We start from the raw sequence: 17,712 nt of genomic DNA, 5'->3' as shown, positions 1-17,712 counted from the left end.
GACACTCGCAGCCAGGCGAAGCGACCACGACGCAATCGTCGGTCGGATGTGCGCGCCAGCGCCCCGACATCGCGTCGCGCCCGGCACATGCATCACCGGCCCGCCCGCTTCGTCGGACCGTATAAGGAGAACAGTCGATGTACTCGTGGTTTGAACGGCGCCTGCCGACTTTCCCGCTCGAAGATCCCGTCACGCCGCCGAAGGGATTCTTCTCGTTCGTCTGGGCGTGTACGAAAGGCGCACGCAGCTGGATTCTGCTGATCGCGCTGACGTCGGCCGCGCTGGCCGCGTACGAAGCCGCGCTGTTCGCGATGATGGGGCGCGTGGTCGACTGGCTGTCGTCGGCGGCGACGCCGGCGGAATTCGGCGGCCGTCACTTCGGCACGCTTGCCGGTTTCGCGGCGATCCTCGTCGGCAGCGCGCTGCTGATCGCGCTGCATACGATGGTCAAGCACCAGGTGCTCGCGATCAACTTCCCGATGCGGCTGCGCTGGCTGTTCCACCGGCTGATGCTCGACCAGAGCCTGTCGTTCTATGCGAACGAATTCGCCGGCCGCGTGACGACCAAGATCATGCAGACTGCGCTCGCCGTGCGCGATGCGCTGTTCATGTCGGTCGACGTCGTGATCGGCGTCGCCGCGTACCTGATCGGCATCCTCGCGCTCGCGGCGAGCTTCGACTGGCGGCTGATGATTCCGCTCGCACTGTGGGCGCTCGGCTACGGCTTGGCGTGCGCGTTTTTCGTGCCGCGCCTCGGCGCCGTCGGCAGCCGGCAGGCCGACGCGCGCGCGCTGATGACGGGCCGCATCACCGACGCGTATTCGAACATCACGACCGTGAAGCTGTTCTCGCATACGCGGCGGGAAGCCGACCACGCACGCCGTGCGATGGAGGCGTTCAAGGCGACCGGCGACGCGCAGATGCGGCTCGTCAGCGCGTTCGAGATCGTCAACCACCTGCTGTCGACGCTGCTGCTGGTCGGCTCGACCGGCCTCGCGTTGTATCTGTGGATGCATGGCGAAGCGAGCGCGGGCGTCGTCGCGGCCGTGATCGCGATGGCGCTGCGCCTGTCGAGCTATTCGCACTGGATCATGTGGGAGATGACCGAGCTGTTCGAGAACGTCGGCACGATCCAGGACGGCATCAACACGCTGACGAAGGTGCGCAGCGTGGTCGACGCGCCCGATGCGAAGCCGCTCGTGGTGCTGCGTGGCGGGATCGTGTTCGACAACGTGCAGTTCGCGCACGAGGACAACGACCGCGCGGTGTTCGACGGGCTGAACCTGACGATCCGGCCGGGCGAGCGGATCGGCCTGATCGGCCGCTCGGGCGCCGGCAAGTCGACGCTCGTGAACCTGCTGCTGCGTTTCTACGACGTGGGCGGCGGCACGATCCGGATCGACGGGCAGGACATCGCGCACGTGACGCAGGACAGCCTGCGCAGCGCGATCGGGATGGTCACGCAGGATACGTCGCTGCTGCACCGGACGATGCGCGAGAACCTGCTGTACGGTCGCCCCGATGCAACCGAGCGCGAGATGCAGGACGCGGCCGTGCGCGCGGAGGCGTCCGAGTTCATCGACCGGCTGCGCGACCGCCACGGGCGCAGCGGCTACGACGTCGAGGTCGGCGAGCGCGGCGTGAAGCTGTCGGGTGGCCAACGGCAGCGCGTCGCGATCGCGCGCGTGATGCTCAAGGACGCACCGATCCTGGTGCTCGACGAAGCGACCAGCGCGCTCGATTCCGAAGTCGAAGTCGCGATCCAGCGCAGCCTCGATACCCTGATGAGCGGCAAGACGGTGATCGCGATCGCGCACCGGCTGTCGACGATCGCGGCGATGGACCGGCTGATCGTGCTCGACGAAGGGCGCATCGTCGAGGAAGGTACGCACCAGCAACTGCTGCAGGCGGGCGGCATCTACGCGGCGCTGTGGGCGCACCAGAGCGGCGGGTTCCTCGGGGAGACGGCGGAGGCGGAGGGCGCGGAGCAGTAGGCGCCGTGTCGAAACTTCAGGCGTCGTGCCCAACAGCGCGGACACCTGAAACGGCGTGTCCCTGCCGAATCGGTTGCCAACACAACGATACGACGATACACCGAGCGACGCGCCGACCGATCGCGACGCCGTCGCGCCGCCTCATAACGATTCGAAAATTTGTTGGTTCCCTTGACGATGCGCTGTCCGTATCGTTCACCGACTCGTCAGACACATCGACCAACGGGGGAATCCAACCATGAAACGAATCCGCTCATTCGCACTGCTCGCGCTGCCGGCCGCGCTCTGCGCCGCCGGCGCGCATGCGCAAAGCAGCGTCACGCTGTACGGCATCGCCGACGCGGGCATCGCCTACGTGCACAACGCGCAGAACGCGAGCGGCGGCAACGCGTCGAGCCTCGTCAAGTTCAGCAGCGGCAACCTGTCGGGCAGCCGCTGGGGGCTGCGCGGCATCGAGGATCTCGGCAGCGGGCTGTCCGCGCTGTTCCAGCTCGAGAACGGCTTCAACATCGGCACCGGCGCGCTCGGCCAGGGCCAGCGCGAATTCGGCCGCAAGGCCGTCGTCGGCCTCGCGAGCAGCACATACGGCACCGTGACGCTCGGCCGCCAGTACGATCCGGTCGTCGATCTCGTGCAGGGCCTCACGCAGGACAACTACTTCGGCGGCGTATTCTCGACGCCGGGCGACCTCGACAACTACGACAACAGCCTGCGCGTCAGCAACTCGGTGAAATACACGAGCCCGCTGATCTCGGGCTTCCAGTTCGCGGCGCTGTACGGCTTCGGCGGCGTTGCGGGCGCCACCGGTAACGGCCGCACGTACAGCTTCGGCGCGAGCTATGCGAACGGCCCGCTGTCGCTCGGCGCAGGCTATTTCTATGCGAACGGCGGCTCGACGGTCGCCAATGGCGTGCGCACGTGGTCGAGCAGCTCGGACACGCTGTTCAATACCGTGATCAACCAAGGCTTCTCGAGCGCGAAGTCGATCCAGATCGTGCGCGTGGCCGGCCAGTACGTGGCCGGGCCGGCGACCTTCGGCCTCGCGTATTCGAACACGCAGTACGGCGCGGACACGCTGTCGGCGTTCAGCCAGAACGCGAAGTTCAACAACGGCTCGGCGTTCTTCAACTGGCAGTTCTCGCCGGCGCTGCGCGCGGGCGTCGGCTACAACTACACGTCGCTGACGGGCCCGGCTTCCGCGCACTACAACCAGGTGAACCTCGGCGCGGATTACGCGCTGTCGAAACGCACCGACCTGTACGCGCTGTTCGGCTATCAGAAGGCAAGCGGCAACACGCTCAACGCGAGCGGCGCGACTGTGAAGGCCGCCGCGTCGGTCGGCTCGTACGGCGTGAACTCCGGCACCGATACGCAGGAACTCGCAATCGTCGGGATTCGCCACAAGTTCTGATCGCGACGTCGCATCGCGACAGCCAGGCAGGCGCGCACGCATGGTGCGCGCCTGCGCCGTTTTTTACACTGTCCGCGTTCCCGTTAAAAACGTTCAGCTTAACTTATCGTCAGAACCGGGCAACGCGGTTGCCTTGCGTCGAAATGCTGGCCTAATGGCGTCGCATTCCGCCAGCCCCGCTCATGCCGCCGAACCGATGCATGCCGCCGAACCCATGCCCGCCGCCACCGAGGAACGGGCCGCGGTGAAAGCCTGCACCCATCGGCACGCCGAAGTGGCGATGATCCATCCGATTGAAGTGATCGAAGTGGTGGAAATGGTGGAAACGATCGACGAAGACGAAGCTCACGCCCGCGCCGATGAAAAGCGGCGGCCCCCAATACCACGGGTCGGCATACGGATAGGCCGCCGCCGGGTACCACAGCACGCTGCCGTCGGCACTTTGCACGATCTGCCATGTGCCATCGCTTTGCAGACACGCACGCCCCACGATTTGCTGCTCCGTACCGTCGATGTCCGCTTGCGCGACGACCGCGCGGCAGTTTGTGCCGTAGTCCGGTAATTCGTCATCCATTTGCGCAAGGACGGGCGCGGAAAGGCCAAGACAGACGATGCCTATCCCGAATCGAAACATGTTGCCCACGATCGGCTCCTGCATTGTTGCCCCCGACCATTTGACCGCCGGCGTCACGGGCGGCGCCCGGCACGCTGGATTGCTTGCGCAAGATTCATCGCGCGGCGGTAACGGGCCACCGCTTCTATCGGGTCTCCTGACGGCTAAACGAAGCAGCACGCCCGGTTATTCCAGGGGTCGGGATGCGAATGACGGAAGCGGGCGCCGTCGGCAATCGTTGCCGCGGCCAGCGTCAAACCGGGCGTTTGACGACGTGATAGGTGGCCGCTGCCGTGACCCCGAATACCAGATGGGCCACCAGCGTGATCGCGCCGCGAACCGGGATGAACCACGGGAAGATCGCCGTGAAGGCGTGCAGGTTGACGCCATACAGGATGAGCCCGAACGCGCCGCCTGCGAGAAGCGCGGACCCGAGCGACATGTTCCGGACCACCTTCGCCAGCACGGCCGCATAGGCAAGCGACAGAGCGGCGTGCACGAGTGTCGCGACACCCATGACCATCGGATCGAAGCCGGCGGACGTGTCGAGCACGCCGCGCCCCATCACGATGGCTGCCGTCAGGCGCGCGTCGCGAAACAGGTTCCGCATGGCGTCATCGCCGGCGATCGACCAGAGCAGCAGCTCGATGACGGTCGACCCGACAGCCGCGCCAAACGCTGCGCAGAGAATCGGCACTGGACTGGTTTGTTTCAATTGGCGTCCCCATCGCGACCGGCCGATGCATCGAAGCGGCGTGCGCCCCGTCCGCTCCGATTCCGGTCGGGCAGCGTGTGCCCGCGATACCGAACCGGGCGGCCACGCAAAAATCAGGATGCCCCTTCGCAGTCCGTCCAGTACGCAAACGGATCGCGATGTTTGGGATAGTGTTCGTCAAGCCATTTCAGCAATGTCGCACGGGCATTGTCCATGTCGGCTTTCAACGACGAGGTCGTCAATTCGTGCACTTCGATGGACTTTTCCCGATCGATCACGAAGCAGTTCCAGTCGGGGCCGTCGAGATCCGGATCGTCGGACGCCTTCGACGACTTTCCCCAGCCGAACCCCTTGCGTGCGTCGATGTAGTACCGCGGGTTCACTTTCAGATACGACATCTCGCCGCCCTGCAGGCTGCTCTCCGCGCGCAGCACATCGTGTCCGTCGACGATCTGCGTGACTTCCGGAAGCCGGCGCGATCGCCATCCGGCAGGCAGCTTCGCGATGGCCTGAACGCTGTCGTACGTTCCCCACTCGAGGCCCCACGCTTCGGCCATGCGCTTCATGAACGCGTCCGCACCCGGATAGCCGCGCAACTGGATTCTGGTCGATAGCGTCACTTCAACGCGGCCGTCGGCGTCGACGGACACCTCGTCTCCCGCCGCTTCGAACGGATTGCCCGGGCGTGACGCACTCTTCGCGTCCGCGGGCGCAATGCCCGAGAACAACTGATCGAGCGCCGCACGCGCTTTCGACGACTTGTCTGGTCTGTTCATCGTGTACCTCCCGTGCATCCGTACGGCTGCAAAATTTCTCGATTTGCGTTCATCTCTCCAACCTCTTCGTTTTCCGCGGTCGCATGTCGACGATCCCGCGGCCCATCTTCATGTATACAGGCACAGGCCCCGAGCGCGCCGCCGAAGCAGGCCCCCACGCCTCCACCACCTAACCCTGCTGCGCCAACGCCGCCCGCATCCGCTCCATCAACGCGAGCACCTCCGGCCGATTCTCCCCCTTCGCATGCACGAAGTGGTACGTGAGCAGCGAATCGACCTCGTGGCGGTTCACCCGGACGAGCTCGCTGCGCTTCAGATACGCGTCCGCGAGCGGCGTCCGCGCCAGCGCCACGCCGAGCCCGGCTTCGGCTGCCGCCAGCACCAGGTTGTAATCCTCGAAGCGGCGATCCTGCGCACGCGGCTTGAACGGAATGCCGAGCGAGTCGAACCAGGTGCGCCATCCGGTCACGTCGGAATCGTGCAGCAGCGGCATCTCGAGCAGCGCGGCGTCGCCGTGCCGGCGGCGCGCCTTCGCCAGTTGCGCGGCGAGCCGCGGATGCGCGACCGGATAAAGCCGCTCCGGCATGAACGCGCGGGTTTCGAGCTGACGCCAGTTGCCGCGCCCATACCGGATCGACAGATCCGCTTCGCCGCCGGCGATATCCACGTTGCGAAGCTCGATGCCGAGTTCGATGCGCAGCGCGGGAGCCTCGCTCTCGAGCGCATGCTGCCGCTCGAACAGCCAGAGCTGCGCAAATGCCGGCACCACGCTCATCCGGACCAGTCGCGGCGTACGCGGCGAGCGCCACTGGTCGGCCGCGCTGTCGATGATCGCGAACGCCTGTTCGATCCGGCCGACGAAGCGCTGCCCGTCCGGCGTCAGGCGCACACCGCGTGCATGACGTTCGAACAGCGCCATGCCCAGCCAGTTTTCCACGGCGGCCACCCGCCGGCTGATCGCGCCGTGCGTCACGCCGGAAACGTCGGCGGCCGCCAGGAACGAACCCTGACGCGCCACCGTGCACACGGTCTCCAGGCTGGCAAGCGGCGGCCGCGGGCCAGGCGCCGGCGCTGCAACCGGCAGCGCATCCGCAACCTGACGCGCACGCGCCGGACTGTCGGCTCGCCGCCGCACCGAGCTGTGAGCCATGGTCATATCCGGATGTTGATCTGTGCGCTAGCTTAACATCTCGCAACATCGCACCATTGCCGCATGAATACCCTTTCCTCACCGTCGTCGCGCGGCGCGCGACAACCGCTGGTCGCGGCAGGCGCGGTCGCTTTCACGATCGTGTCGTGGGCCTCCGCATTCCCGTTCATCCGGATCGGCCTGCACGGCCTGGCGCCACTGCAACTCGCGGCGGCGCGCTTTGCCACCGCCGCGTTGCTCGTGATCGCGTGGCTTGCGTGGCGGCGGCCTCCGAGGCCCGCGAAACGCGATGCGTTGCGTTTCCTGGCCTGCGGTTTCCTCGGCATCGCGCTCTATAACGCACTGCTCAATACCGGCGAGCAAACCGTGTCGGCCGGCGCGGCGAGTTTCATCGTGAACACGCTGCCGATCTTCACGGCGCTGCTTGCCGCCGTGTTTCTCGGCGAACGATTCAATCTCCGGGGGTGGCTCGGTTCGCTGGTCAGTCTTGCCGGTATTGGCGTGATTGCGCATGGTCAACCGGGCGGGCTTGTCCTCGGCTCGGGGAGCACGCTGATTCTCGGCGCAGCGCTGTGTTCGGCCAGCTACTTCGTGTTGCAACGGCGGCTGATTCCCGTGTACGGCGCGCTGCCCTGTGCCGCGTACACGCTGCTGGCCGGTGCGCTGCTGCTCACGCCCTGGTTGCCCGGCGCGCTCGCCTCGCTCGGCGGTGCGTCGCACGACACGACGCTGGCGGTATTGATCCTCGGGGTATTTCCCGCGGCACTCGGTTACGCGACCTGGACCTTCGCACTCGGCTACTTCGGTGCGGCGCGCGCCGCCAACTTTCTCTATCTTACGCCAGCGGTGGCGACAGCCCTGTCGATGATGCTGACGGGCGAGCGGCCGGGCATCGAAACGCTATGCGGCGGCCTGCTGGCGATTGCAGGCGTGGTCTTCGTCGCATTGCGCGGACGTTCGTAGGATCGCGGTTGCATCGGATGGCATTACCTGCCCGACAGTCTGGAAGCGGCCGGTCCAGGCAAGCCCCGGCATGTGCAAAGCCGATTGCATTGTACGGGCTGTCGACTTGCGCCAATTCGTCGATGCCGCCGGACTTGACCGTTAGTTGCATGTGAGAGATATCGCGCTCGATGAAGCATTTCCAAGAACCCGGCTGCGCGCTTGCGAGTGGCCAAACTGTGCAGACAAATCGACCGAACAGTTCCCGACTGACCGCCCATCAGTGTCCATGGCTTCGCCCCCGCAACCGGCCGAATAATGGATGCGGCCGTAAGGCCATCGACAGCGAATCGCAGCCTGGCCCGCCACGGCGCACGATTTCCGGCATCCGGAATCCGCGAAATCCGGGCGCCGAACCGTGCCGTGCCAGCCCCGTCATGGGATTCGCTGCAGCGCGCAAAATCGGCTTCGGATATATTCATACGAATTGCATCGCGCCGGCCGATAGTCAGCCCGCTCGCCCGGGCGGCCCGTCGCACGGCCGGGTGCGATGCAACTGAAGCCCATGATGGGTATGGAGACTCGTCCGATCGCCCCGGCCCGCAGCCGGCCGGTCGAGACGTCCAAGAAAGACATTCAATTCGGAGATGGCAGATGGAACGAAGCATTGTCGGCATGCGCTGCAAACCCCTGATCACCGTTGCACTGGCCGCCGCTGCGTTCGCGGCAGCGTCGACCGCGATGGCCGACCAGGTCGTGAAGATCGGCAGCGTCGAACCGACGACGGGCGGCATTTCGCACCTCGGCAAGGACAACGAGAACGGCGCGCGCCTCGCGGTCGAGGAAATCAATGCGAAGGGGCTGATGATCGGCGGCAAGAAGGTCACGCTGCAGCTCGACGCGCAGGATGACGCGGCCGACCCGCGGCAGGCGACGCAGGTCGCACAGAAGCTCGTCGACGACAAGGTCGTCGCCGTCATCGGCCACCTGAACTCGGGCACGTCGATCCCGGCCTCGAAGATCTACAGCGATGCGGGCATCGTGCAGATCTCGCCGTCGGCCACGAACCCGACCTACACGCAGCAAGGCTTCAAGACGACCTACCGCGTCGTCGCGACCGACGCGCAGCAGGGTCCGGCGCTCGCGAGCTACGCGCAGTCGAAGGGCGTGAAGAGCGTGGCGGTGATCGACGATTCGACCGCTTACGGCCAGGGCCTCGCGAACGAGTTCGAGAAGAAGGCGAAGGCGCTTGGCCTGAAGGTGCTGTCGCACGATGCGACCAACGACAAGGCGGTCGACTTCCGCGCGATTCTCACGAAGATCAAGGGCGAGAATCCCGACGCGATCATGTACGGCGGCATGGACGCCACCGGCGGCCCGCTCGCGAAGCAGGCGAAGCAGCTCGGCCTGCGCGCGAAGATCCTGTCCGGCGACGGCGTGTGCACCGACTCGCTGGCCGAGCTGGCCGGCCCGGCAGCCGACAACGTGCTGTGCTCGCAAGCCGGCGCGGCGCTCGAGAAGATGCCGGGCGGTGCTGCGTTCGTCGCCAAGTACGAGAAGCGCTTCAACCAGGGCATCAAGTTCGATGCGCCGTTCGCGTACGACGCGGTCTACATCGCCGTCGACGCGATGAAGCGCGCGAACTCGACGGACCCGGCGAAGATCCTCGCGGCGATGCCGGCGACGAAATACGACGGCGTGATCGGCACGACGACGTTCGACGCGAAGGGCGACCTGACGCACGGGATCATCTCGATCTACGGCTACAAGACCGGCAAGAAGACCTTCCTCGACCAGGTCAAGATGTAAGCCGCGTTGGCGCCGGCACGACGGGAACGCCACCCGTCGGCGCCGGCGCCGCGCGGGCCGATTTCTGAATCACGGAGACGAAGCAACATGTGTGCAATGGCGTATACCGAATTTCAGCAGGAGTTGAGAAAAGCGCAGCTGACGTCGCGCGAGTTCGCGCGTCTGATCCGGATGAACGAAAGCTCGATCACGAACTATTCGAGCAAGGGCACGGTGCCCTCCCACCTCGCGGTCATCGCGAAGCTGATCGGCGCGCTGGCCGCGCACGAGATCGACTTCCGGCGCGTGATCCGGCAAATGCGGATCGAACCGAAACGGCCGCGCGGCGTCGGCGCGTTTCCCGCGGCCGACAAGCCGCGTGCGCGGAAAACCGCGAAAGCCGATTCCTGACTGACCCTTTCGCATGCGTCGATGGCGGCACTGAGATTGCCGCGCGATGCGCGATGCCGTCACACGGGCAGCGCAGCGCGCGCCGCCCGATCGTCACCCCGACGCACGAACGTGATCGAGCAGCGCCTGCAACGGATGACGCAACCGCGTCGACGACATGCGTTTCACCTGGCTGCGGCACGAATACCCGGTCGCCAGCGCTTCGCCTTGGTCCTCCGGCGCATCGACGTGCGCGGCCCACGACTGCGAATAGATCGTCTTCGACGTCTGCAGGTTGCGCGCCTCGTGCCCATACGTACCGGACATCCCGCAGCACCCGGTCGCCTGAACCTGCAAACGCAGGCCGCGCCGCGCGAATACCTGCGCCCATTGCTTGCCGCTGTCGGGCGCATTGGTCTTCTCGGTACAGTGCGGCAGCAGCCGGTATGCACCGGACACGCCGCCCGCGCCCGCTTCCGGCAGCGCCTGCAGCAGCCATTCCTGCGGCAGCGCGACCTTCGGCACATCGGTGAGCCCCGTCACCTTCAGGTATTCCTGCCGATACGTGAGCGTCATCGCCGGATCGAGGCCGACCAGCGCGACGCCCGACTGCGCGAGCGACGCAAGCTGCGCGGCATTGCGGATCGCCGCCTTCTCGAACGCCCGCAGAAAGCCCTGCACATGCAGCGCCTTGCCGTTCGGCGCGAGCGGCGCGAGCCACACCTGAAAACCCACGCGCGCCGCCAGCTCGATCAGCGTCGCCAGTTGCTCGGTATCGAAATAACGCGTGAACGTGTCCTGCACGATGACGACGCTGCGCGCGCGCTGCGCATCGCTCAACGCCGCGAGCGCGTGCGGGTCGGCCGGCTTCACGCGCCATTGCCGGATCACGGCCGCGAGATCGAAGCGGCTCAGCAGCGGGCTGTCGACCATGCCGACCTGCCGCTCCAGCAGCGTGCGCACCCACCCCGCACGCATCAGCCCGTTGTACAGCGCGGGCACCCGCGCCATCCACGGCATCGTGAATTCGAGCGAGCCGATCAGGTAGTCGCGCAGCGGCCGCTGATAACGACGGTGATACAGCTCGAGAAAGCGCGAACGGAATTCGGGCACGTTGACCTTGACCGGGCACTGTCCCGCACACGACTTGCAGGCGAGGCACCCGGCCATCGCGTCGTACACCTCGTGCGAGAAGTCGGCCGCGCCGCTGCGCGCGGCGCGGCTGTTGCGCCAGCGGGCGGCAACGCCGCGCAGGAACGGCTGCCGCGCGCGCGCCGCCGCGACGACGTCGACACCGGCCTGCCCTTGCAGGCGCAACCATTCGCGCATCAGCGACGCGCGCCCCTTCGGCGAATGCACGCGTTCGCGCGTCGCCTTCCACGACGGGCACATCGCGTCGTCCGGATCGAAGTTGTAGCACGCGCCGTTGCCGTTGCAGTGCATCGCGGTGCCGTAGCTCTGCCATACGCGCTCGTCGATCTGCCGGTCGTGGTCGCCGCGCGTCGGCACTTCGTCGATCTTCAGCAGCCGCATCGTGTTCTCCGGCGGCGTCGCGATCTTGCCCGGGTTGAACTGGTTGTGCGGATCGAACGCGGCCTTCAGTTGCTGCAGCGACGGATACAGCTCGCCGAAAAACGCCGGCGCATATTCGGAGCGCACGCCCTTGCCGTGCTCGCCCCACAGCAGGCCGCCGTGACGCTGCGTGAGCTCGGCCACCGCATCCGACACGGGCCGCACCAGCGCGGCCTGCCGCGGATCCTTCATGTCGAGCGCCGGACGCACGTGCAGCACGCCCGCGTCGACATGGCCGAACATTCCGTACTGCAACCCTTGGCCGTCGAGCAGCGCGCGGAATTCGGCGATATACGCGGCGAGGTTTTCGGGCGGCACCGCGGTGTCCTCGACGAACGGCTGCGGACGCGCCTCGCCCTGCACGTTGCCGAGCAGGCCGACCGCGCGCTTGCGCATCGCATATACGCGCTTAACCGCATCGTCGCCTGCCGCGAGCGTATGGCCGAGGCGCTCCACGCTCGTATCGGTGCGCAGGTGGTCGACGAACGCACGCACGCGCGCATCGACGTCGTCCGCGTCGTCGCCGCTGAATTCGATCAGGTTGATGCCGAGCGTCGGCCGCTGGTCGTCCTGAGGAAAATATTCGGCCACGCTGCTCCACACGAAGTCCTTCATCGCGAGCATCAGCACTTTCGAATCGACCGTCTCGATCGACAGCGGCTGGTGCTCGATCAGCGCGCGCGCATCGCGCAACGCGTCCATGAAGCCCGCGTAGCGCACGTTGACCAGCACCGCATACTTCGGGATCGGCAACACGTTGAGCTTCGCCTCGACGACGAAGCCGAGCGAGCCTTCGGCGCCGCACAGCACGCTGTTCAGGTTGAAGCGGCCATCGGGTTCGCGCAGGTGCGCGAGGTCATAGCCGGTCAGGCAGCGATTGAGCTTCGGAAACTTCGCTTCGATCAGCGCCGCCTTGTCGTCGCTGATGCGCCGCGCGGTGCGGTAGACCTTGCCGACGCGGTCCTGCCGCGCACAGCGGCGCTCCAGCTCGTCGTCAGCGAGTGCGTCGCTGTGCAGTTGCTCGCCGCCCATCAGCACGAAGTCCAGCTCGAGCACGTGGTCGCGCGTCTTGCCGTACGTGCAGCTACCCTGCCCGCTCGCGTCGGTGTTGATCATCCCGCCGACGGTCGCGCGATTCGACGTCGACAGCTCCGGCGCGAAAAACAGCCCGTGCGGCTTCAGCGCCGCATTGAGCTGATCCTTGACGACGCCCGCCTGCACGCGCACCCAGCGCTGCTCGACGTCGATTTCGAGGATCCGGTTCATGTTGCGCGACAGGTCGACGACCACGCCGTCGGTCAGCGACTGCCCGTTGGTGCCCGTGCCGCCGCCGCGCGCGGCCACCGCGACGTCGCGGTGCGCGGGTTCCGCGAGCAGCCGGGCCACCAGCCGGACGTCGTCCGCATGCGCTGGACAGATCACCGCTTGCGGCAGGCGCTGGTAGATCGAGTTGTCGGTGGCCTGCACCGTCCGGTTCGCATGGTCCGCGCGGATTTCCCCGGCGAACCCGGCGGCCTGCAGCGCGGCGAGAAAGTCACGGTACGCGTTCGCGGGCGGGCTGGCGGGACGGGGCAACGGGGCGATCGACATGGGGTAAAGGCGCAAGGTGAGTGAACCGGTGTGCTCGCGTGCTTCGAAACATGAGTTTTGAGCAAGTTTCCATGCAACCGGGAATTCCAGTATCTTTGTAAATTCCGCGAGAAACAAACGAATTCTCGCCCGGCGAATATTGCATAAAACTCATGAATTACCGTCGCCTCACCCCGTCGATGTCGCTGCTGCTCGTGTTCGAGGCAGCCGCGCGGCACGAAAGCTACACGCGCGCAGCCGAGGAACTGTCGCTGAGCCAGAGCGCGATCAGCCGGCAGGTCCAGACGCTCGAGGATCAGCTCGGCGTGCCGCTGTTCCGGCGCGAGGGCCGCTCCGTGAAGCTGACCGAAGTCGGGCGCCGCTACTTCGTCGAGCTGAGCGGCGCACTGGGGCGCATCCGCGGCGCGACGCTGCAGGCGATGTCCCACCAGGCAGGCGCCGGCACGCTGCGGCTCGCGACGTTGCCGACGTTCGGCTCGAAATGGCTGCTGCCGCACCTGCATGGCTTCTACGCCGAGCATCCGGGCGTGACCGTGCATCTTCATTCGCGGATCGGCGCGATCGATTTCCTCAACGACGACCTCGACGCGGCCATCACCGTCGGCGCGGACGACTGGCCCGGCCTGCACGCGCATCGGCTGTACAACGAGTTCCTGATTGCGATCGCGAGCCCCGATGCGGGCAGCCGCAAGGCCGGCGCGCGCTCGCCGGCCTGGGCCGCGAAACAGACGCTGCTGGGCGTGACGAGCAACCAGCAGGCGTGGGCCGAGTGGTTCTCGCACTATCGGCTCGATCATCGCCAGATGCGCGTCGGCCCGAGCTTCGAACTGACGTCGCACCTGATCCAGGCCGTGCGGGCCGGGATGGGAATCGGGCTGGTGCCGAAGGTGCTGGTGGAAGACGAGTTGAGCCGCAACGAGCTCGTGTCGATCGGCGACGCGATCACCAGCCAGCGCAGCTACTACCTCGTCTATCCGCCGGGGACCGAGACGCTGCCTTCGCTCGTCGCGTTCCGCGAATGGTTGCTGAAATCGTGTTGAAACGCCGCGATCCGACGATCACCGGTCACGCGCGCCATTCGCCGAGAATCTGCTCGGCCAGGTAGTCGCACGGCGGGCGCGCGGACTGCGCGCTGCGCGCGAGCACGACCTCGAGTTCGCCCAGCGGCGGCAGCCCGTGGCTTTCCGACAGCTGCACGAGATGATCGGGAATGCAGCAGCGCGCCAGCGGCGCGACCGCGAGCCCGGCCTCCACCATGCTGAGAAGGCCCAGGTGGCTCGGGCTTTCGTACGACATCCGGTACGGGATCTTCCGCCGGTTCAGCGCCTTGACCGCGTGATCGCGCGCCATGCTGCCGCCGTGCGTGAAGAAGGCCACCGGCAGCGGCCGCTCCTCCCATACGTTGCGTTTCGGCGACCCGACCCACACGAGCGGCTCGAGCCGGATCAGCTCGCCGGTCACGCCCTTGATCCGCGTGAGGCAAGCGAGGTCCACCGTGTTGTCCTTCAGCATCGGCACGAGCGCGCTGCTCGGCTGGCCGATCACGCGCACTTCCACGCGCGGGTGCATCGCCGCGAATTTGCCGAGCACCTGCGGCAGCAGCGACGAAATGTAGTCGTCGGGCACGCCGATCGTCACGCGGCCGCGGATCTCCGGGCGCACGACAGATGCCCACGCCTCGTCGCGCATCGCCAGCATCCGGCGGCCGTATTCGGCGAGCGTCCTGCCGTCGTCGGTAGCCGTCACGTTGCGCGTGTCGCGGATGAAAAGCGGCTTGCCGAGCGCGTCTTCCAGCGCCTTGATCTGCATGCTCACCGCCGACGGCGAACGATGCACGGCCTGCGCGCCGTGCGCGAACGATCCGGATTCCGCGACAGCCACCACCATCGCCAGCACATCGAGGTCGAGCTTTTTCATTTTATTCAGAAAATCTGATCAATCGATTCAGTTTATCCCGTTTTACTGTTCGCCTCCACGGTCGGACAATGAATCCCGTCAGCACTCGTTGCAGGAAGCGGAAAACATGCATACGTCCGGATCGCTTTACGGATTTCTCGTCATCGGCGGCATGCTCGCGGTCACGCCGGGGCCGAACATGGTCTACGTGATGTCGCGCTCGATCGCACAAGGGCGCGCGGCCGGGCTCATTTCGCTGGCCGGCGTGATGATCGGCTACCTGTTCTACATGTTCGGCGCGGCGTTCGGCATCACGACGCTGTTCATGAGCGTGCCTTATGCGGGCAGCGTGCTGGGTGCGGTCGGTGCGGCCTACCTGCTGTACCTCGCATGGCAGGCGGTCAGGCCCGGCGGGCGTTCGCCGTTCGAGGTGCGGGCGCTGCCGAACGAGCAGCCGCTGCGGCTGCTGGCGATGGGCGCGACGACCAGCGTGCTGAATCCGAAGCTCGCGATGCTGTTCGTGTCGCTGCTGCCGCAGTTCATCGACTACCGGCAAGGCAGCGTGTTCGGCCAGTCGCTGTTTCTCGGTTCACTGCTGATCGCCGCGTTCGCGTCGGCAAACGGGCTGGTGGCGATCTGTTCGAGCAGCATCGCGAAATTCCTGCACGGGCGCCCGACGCTGCTGCTCGCGCAGCGCTGGGCAATGGGCCTCATCCTCGGCAGCCTCGGCGTGCAGATGGTTGTCGATGCATCGAAGATGGCGGGCGTGGCGTGAGTGCCGCGCCGGCGCGGCGCGGGCTCACGCAATCGCGAGCCGCGCGCCGGCCGGCATCCGTCACGCGGCGACTGCCTGCCGCTGCGCCTCGAGTTCGCGCACGAGCGGCAGCACGCGCTGGCCGAAGTACTCGACTTCCTCGATGAAATGCAGGAATCCGGCCAGCACGAGATCGACGCCGATCGCCTTCAGCGCGACGATCCGTTCGGCAATCTGCTGCGGCGTGCCGATCAGGTTCGTGCGGAAGCCGTCGTTGTACTGCACGAGATCCTCGAACGTGGATTTCGCCCAGTTGCCTTCGCCTTCCGGCGACGCCTTGCCGGCCTCTTTCACCGCATCGCCGAACGCATGCACGGCCTCGACGTGCGCGTGCCGGACGATGTCGTCGAGCACGGCCCGCGCCTCTTCCTCGGTATCGCGCGCGATCACGAACGCGTTGACGCCGATGCGAACGCGATGGTTGTTCGCGGCTGCCTTCGCGCGGATGTCGTCGATCTGCGCCTTCAGGTTCTCCGGCGTATTGCCGTTCGTGAAATACCAGTCGGACACGCTCGCCGCGTTGTCGCGCGCCGCGCGCGAGCTGCCGCCCTGGAAGATCTCCGGATGCGGTTTCTGCACGGGTTTCGGGCTCAGCGTGTAGTCGTTGAAGCGGTAGAAATCGCCCTTGAACGTGAAGTTGTCCTGCGTCCAGATGCCCTTCAGCGCCTGGATGAATTCCTTCGAGCGCCGATAGCGTTCGTCGTGCTCGAGCCACGGTTCGCCGATCGCGGTGAATTCGCCCTTGAACCAGCCGCTCACGACGTTGATCGCGATGCGTCCGTTCGAGATGTGATCGATCGTCGCGAGCTGCTTCGCAACCACCGCCGGATGCCACGGCCCCGGCAGGATCGCGGCGAGCACCTTGAGCTTCGTCGTCGCATGCAGCAGCGCCTGGCTGAACGACACCGACTCGTGCTGGTATTCGGCTCCGTAGCCGGCCGTGAAGCGGATCTGGCTCAGCGCGTAGTCGAAGCCGGCCGCTTCGGCCGTGCGGGCGAGCTGCTGGTTGTATTCGAGGCTCCAGTCGGTGCGCTGCTCGATCGTGCTGACGACGAGGCCGCCGCTGACGTTCGGCACCCAGTACGCGAATTTGACGCCGTCGGCGGAAGGGTCGGTAAGGCTCATGAAGGTGTCCTGGTCGAAGGGAAAACGGAAGCGGCTTACGCGGCCGCGGCGGAAAGCGCATGCGGGCGCAGTTGCGGCACCGCGCGATCGACGGCGAGCGCGATGCGCGCGCGCAGCGCCGGGTTCGCGATTTCGTATCGGTCGAAATCGCTTTCGGATGCGTACACGCCGATCGGCAGCGTGCGCGCCTGGAAGAAACTGAACAGCGGCCGCAATTGATGATCGATCACGAGCGCATGGCGCTCGCTGCCGCCGGTGGCGGCGAGCAGCACGGGCACATCGACGAGCGCGTCGTGACGCACGAGGTCGAACAGGTGCTTGAAGAGGCCCGTGTACGACGCGCGATACACGGGGCTCGCGACGACGAGCGCGTCGGCCGTCTCGATCGCGCGGATCAGCGCTTCGAGGTCGGCCGGCACCTGCGCGCGCGTCAGTGCACCGGCCAGCCGGCCACCGATCTCGCCGAGTTCGATCAGCCGCGTATCGATCGGCAGCGCGGCGCCAAGCGCCGCGACGATCGCGTCGGTCAGCGCCAGCGTGCGCGACGGCCGTTGCAGGCCGCCCGATATCGCGACCACATTGATCGCATTGCTCATTGGTTGCATTCCCATTGTCGAGTCGGGCGCCAACGCACCCGTCACGTCATGGTTCCGCAAGGAGCGTGCCAATGCTGCGATCGCCATGAAAAACGATCGTCTGCATGACGAAATGCGTCGCAATCGACAGCCTGTCGCGGCGTATTCGCCGATCGCCGCATGTTGATAAGCTGGCCAGCCATCGCATCACAACCATATTCCGCAGCGAGATGAACTGTGAGAGACAGCCGTGCTGATTGGCTGCTGCCTGATCAGCAGCAGCGGCGGTTGCCGAAGGCGCCTTTCCGCTTCGGCGTGGAATCCGGAACGCACGCGGCACCCGTTCGCAGCGATCGTGTGT

General features: G+C 66.3%; 15 protein-coding genes. 7 read left to right on the top strand and 8 right to left on the bottom strand.

What is annotated here, in order from left to right; translation table 11 throughout:
- Positions 1-137 precede the first annotated feature (137 nt).
- Both ACM6JT_RS33260 and ACM6JT_RS33255 read left to right on the top strand, forming a co-directional pair.
- Positions 138-1,994, top strand: coding sequence for an ABC transporter ATP-binding protein (locus ACM6JT_RS33260; protein WP_217590485.1), 1,857 nt, complete (start codon positions 138-140; stop codon positions 1,992-1,994).
- 238 nt (positions 1,995-2,232) lie between these two features.
- Complete coding sequence (locus ACM6JT_RS33255; protein WP_105391974.1) at positions 2,233-3,405, top strand: porin; 1,173 nt, start codon at positions 2,233-2,235, stop codon at positions 3,403-3,405.
- Positions 3,406-3,556: 151 nt separating this feature from the next.
- Here ACM6JT_RS33255 and ACM6JT_RS33250 read toward each other — a convergent pair whose 3' ends face one another.
- The 4 genes from ACM6JT_RS33250 to ACM6JT_RS33235 all read right to left on the bottom strand — a co-directional run bounded on the left by ACM6JT_RS33250 (position 3,557) and on the right by ACM6JT_RS33235 (position 6,665).
- Positions 3,557-4,048 carry a hypothetical protein gene (locus ACM6JT_RS33250; RefSeq protein WP_217590484.1) on the bottom strand — a complete coding sequence of 164 codons (492 nt, stop codon included), beginning with the start codon at positions 4,046-4,048 and terminating at the stop codon, positions 3,557-3,559.
- A gap of 223 nt (positions 4,049-4,271) precedes the next feature.
- Entirely contained in the window at positions 4,272-4,733 is a 462-nt protein-coding gene (locus ACM6JT_RS33245) for a sodium:proline symporter (protein ID WP_217590483.1), read from the bottom strand.
- A gap of 113 nt (positions 4,734-4,846) precedes the next feature.
- On the bottom strand, positions 4,847-5,509 hold the full coding sequence (locus ACM6JT_RS33240) for a nitroreductase (RefSeq protein ID WP_105392028.1): 663 nt from the start codon (positions 5,507-5,509) through the stop codon (positions 4,847-4,849).
- 169 nt (positions 5,510-5,678) lie between these two features.
- On the bottom strand, positions 5,679-6,665 hold the full coding sequence (locus tag ACM6JT_RS33235; RefSeq protein WP_131949401.1) for a LysR substrate-binding domain-containing protein: 987 nt from the start codon (positions 6,663-6,665) through the stop codon (positions 5,679-5,681).
- A 57-nt stretch (positions 6,666-6,722) separates the two neighbouring features.
- Here ACM6JT_RS33235 and ACM6JT_RS33230 point away from each other — a divergent pair, with 57 nt between their 5' ends.
- The 3 genes from ACM6JT_RS33230 (at position 6,723) to ACM6JT_RS33220 (ending at position 9,800) form a co-directional block, all read left to right on the top strand.
- Positions 6,723-7,622 carry a DMT family transporter gene (locus ACM6JT_RS33230; RefSeq protein WP_034182530.1) on the top strand — a complete coding sequence of 300 codons (900 nt, stop codon included), beginning with the start codon at positions 6,723-6,725 and terminating at the stop codon, positions 7,620-7,622.
- Positions 7,623-8,255: 633 nt separating this feature from the next.
- A complete protein-coding gene (locus ACM6JT_RS33225; RefSeq protein WP_414858036.1) occupies positions 8,256-9,410 on the top strand; it encodes a branched-chain amino acid ABC transporter substrate-binding protein in 1,155 nt (384 codons plus the stop codon).
- Between the two features lie 87 nt (positions 9,411-9,497).
- Positions 9,498-9,800: a hypothetical protein gene (locus ACM6JT_RS33220; RefSeq protein WP_034182532.1), complete on the top strand. Its 303-nt coding sequence runs from the start codon at positions 9,498-9,500 to the stop codon at positions 9,798-9,800.
- A 93-nt stretch (positions 9,801-9,893) separates the two neighbouring features.
- Here ACM6JT_RS33220 and ACM6JT_RS33215 read toward each other — a convergent pair whose 3' ends face one another.
- Complete coding sequence (locus ACM6JT_RS33215; protein ID WP_414858035.1) at positions 9,894-12,941, bottom strand: FAD-binding and (Fe-S)-binding domain-containing protein; 3,048 nt, start codon at positions 12,939-12,941, stop codon at positions 9,894-9,896.
- Positions 12,942-13,093: 152 nt separating this feature from the next.
- On the opposite strand from ACM6JT_RS33215, the gene ACM6JT_RS33210 reads away from it, so the two are divergent.
- Positions 13,094-13,981, top strand: a complete 888-nt coding sequence (locus ACM6JT_RS33210) for a LysR substrate-binding domain-containing protein (protein ID WP_414858034.1) — start codon at positions 13,094-13,096, stop codon at positions 13,979-13,981.
- Positions 13,982-14,006: 25 nt separating this feature from the next.
- Here the strand turns inward: ACM6JT_RS33210 and ACM6JT_RS33205 are convergent, their stop codons facing one another.
- Complete coding sequence (locus ACM6JT_RS33205) at positions 14,007-14,858, bottom strand: LysR substrate-binding domain-containing protein (protein ID WP_105391967.1); 852 nt, start codon at positions 14,856-14,858, stop codon at positions 14,007-14,009.
- Positions 14,859-14,964: 106 nt separating this feature from the next.
- Between ACM6JT_RS33205 and ACM6JT_RS33200 the strand changes: the two genes are divergently transcribed.
- Positions 14,965-15,612: a LysE family translocator gene (locus ACM6JT_RS33200; protein ID WP_105392027.1), complete on the top strand. Its 648-nt coding sequence runs from the start codon at positions 14,965-14,967 to the stop codon at positions 15,610-15,612.
- Between the two features lie 60 nt (positions 15,613-15,672).
- On the opposite strand, the gene sfnG is transcribed toward ACM6JT_RS33200, so the two are convergent.
- Both sfnG and msuE read right to left on the bottom strand, forming a co-directional pair.
- Positions 15,673-16,776, bottom strand: coding sequence for a dimethylsulfone monooxygenase SfnG (sfnG, locus tag ACM6JT_RS33195; protein WP_034182536.1), 1,104 nt, complete (start codon positions 16,774-16,776; stop codon positions 15,673-15,675).
- Positions 16,777-16,811: 35 nt separating this feature from the next.
- The gene (gene msuE, locus ACM6JT_RS33190) at positions 16,812-17,372 is read right to left on the bottom strand and encodes an FMN reductase (protein WP_034182537.1); all 561 of its coding nucleotides are present in this window, start codon (positions 17,370-17,372) and stop codon (positions 16,812-16,814) included.
- Positions 17,373-17,712 lie beyond the last annotated feature (340 nt).

Source organism: Burkholderia sp. IT-111MI5 (assembly GCF_949752865.1).
Lineage (GTDB): Bacteria > Pseudomonadota > Gammaproteobacteria > Burkholderiales > Burkholderiaceae > Burkholderia > Burkholderia pyrrocinia_C.
This window is presented reverse-complemented; position numbering and strand designations above follow the sequence as displayed.

What these genes read in the sequence shown, in the direction of transcription:
- ACM6JT_RS33220 (WP_034182532.1), top strand. Translation starts at nt 9,498, where the DNA reads ATGTGTGCAATGGCGTATACCGAATTTCAGCAGGAGTTGAGAAAAGCG.
- ACM6JT_RS33260 (WP_217590485.1), top strand. Translation starts at nt 138, where the DNA reads ATGTACTCGTGGTTTGAACGGCGCCTGCCGACTTTCCCGCTCGAAGAT.
- ACM6JT_RS33205 (WP_105391967.1), bottom strand. Translation starts at nt 14,858, where the DNA reads ATGAAAAAGCTCGACCTCGATGTGCTGGCGATGGTGGTGGCTGTCGCG.
- ACM6JT_RS33225 (WP_414858036.1), top strand. Translation starts at nt 8,256, where the DNA reads ATGGAACGAAGCATTGTCGGCATGCGCTGCAAACCCCTGATCACCGTT.
- msuE (WP_034182537.1), bottom strand. Translation starts at nt 17,372, where the DNA reads ATGAGCAATGCGATCAATGTGGTCGCGATATCGGGCGGCCTGCAACGG.
- ACM6JT_RS33210 (WP_414858034.1), top strand. Translation starts at nt 13,094, where the DNA reads ATGAATTACCGTCGCCTCACCCCGTCGATGTCGCTGCTGCTCGTGTTC.
- ACM6JT_RS33235 (WP_131949401.1), bottom strand. Translation starts at nt 6,665, where the DNA reads ATGACCATGGCTCACAGCTCGGTGCGGCGGCGAGCCGACAGTCCGGCG.
- sfnG (WP_034182536.1), bottom strand. Translation starts at nt 16,776, where the DNA reads ATGAGCCTTACCGACCCTTCCGCCGACGGCGTCAAATTCGCGTACTGG.
- ACM6JT_RS33215 (WP_414858035.1), bottom strand. Translation starts at nt 12,941, where the DNA reads ATGTCGATCGCCCCGTTGCCCCGTCCCGCCAGCCCGCCCGCGAACGCG.
- ACM6JT_RS33200 (WP_105392027.1), top strand. Translation starts at nt 14,965, where the DNA reads ATGCATACGTCCGGATCGCTTTACGGATTTCTCGTCATCGGCGGCATG.
- ACM6JT_RS33255 (WP_105391974.1), top strand. Translation starts at nt 2,233, where the DNA reads ATGAAACGAATCCGCTCATTCGCACTGCTCGCGCTGCCGGCCGCGCTC.
- ACM6JT_RS33230 (WP_034182530.1), top strand. Translation starts at nt 6,723, where the DNA reads ATGAATACCCTTTCCTCACCGTCGTCGCGCGGCGCGCGACAACCGCTG.
- ACM6JT_RS33240 (WP_105392028.1), bottom strand. Translation starts at nt 5,509, where the DNA reads ATGAACAGACCAGACAAGTCGTCGAAAGCGCGTGCGGCGCTCGATCAG.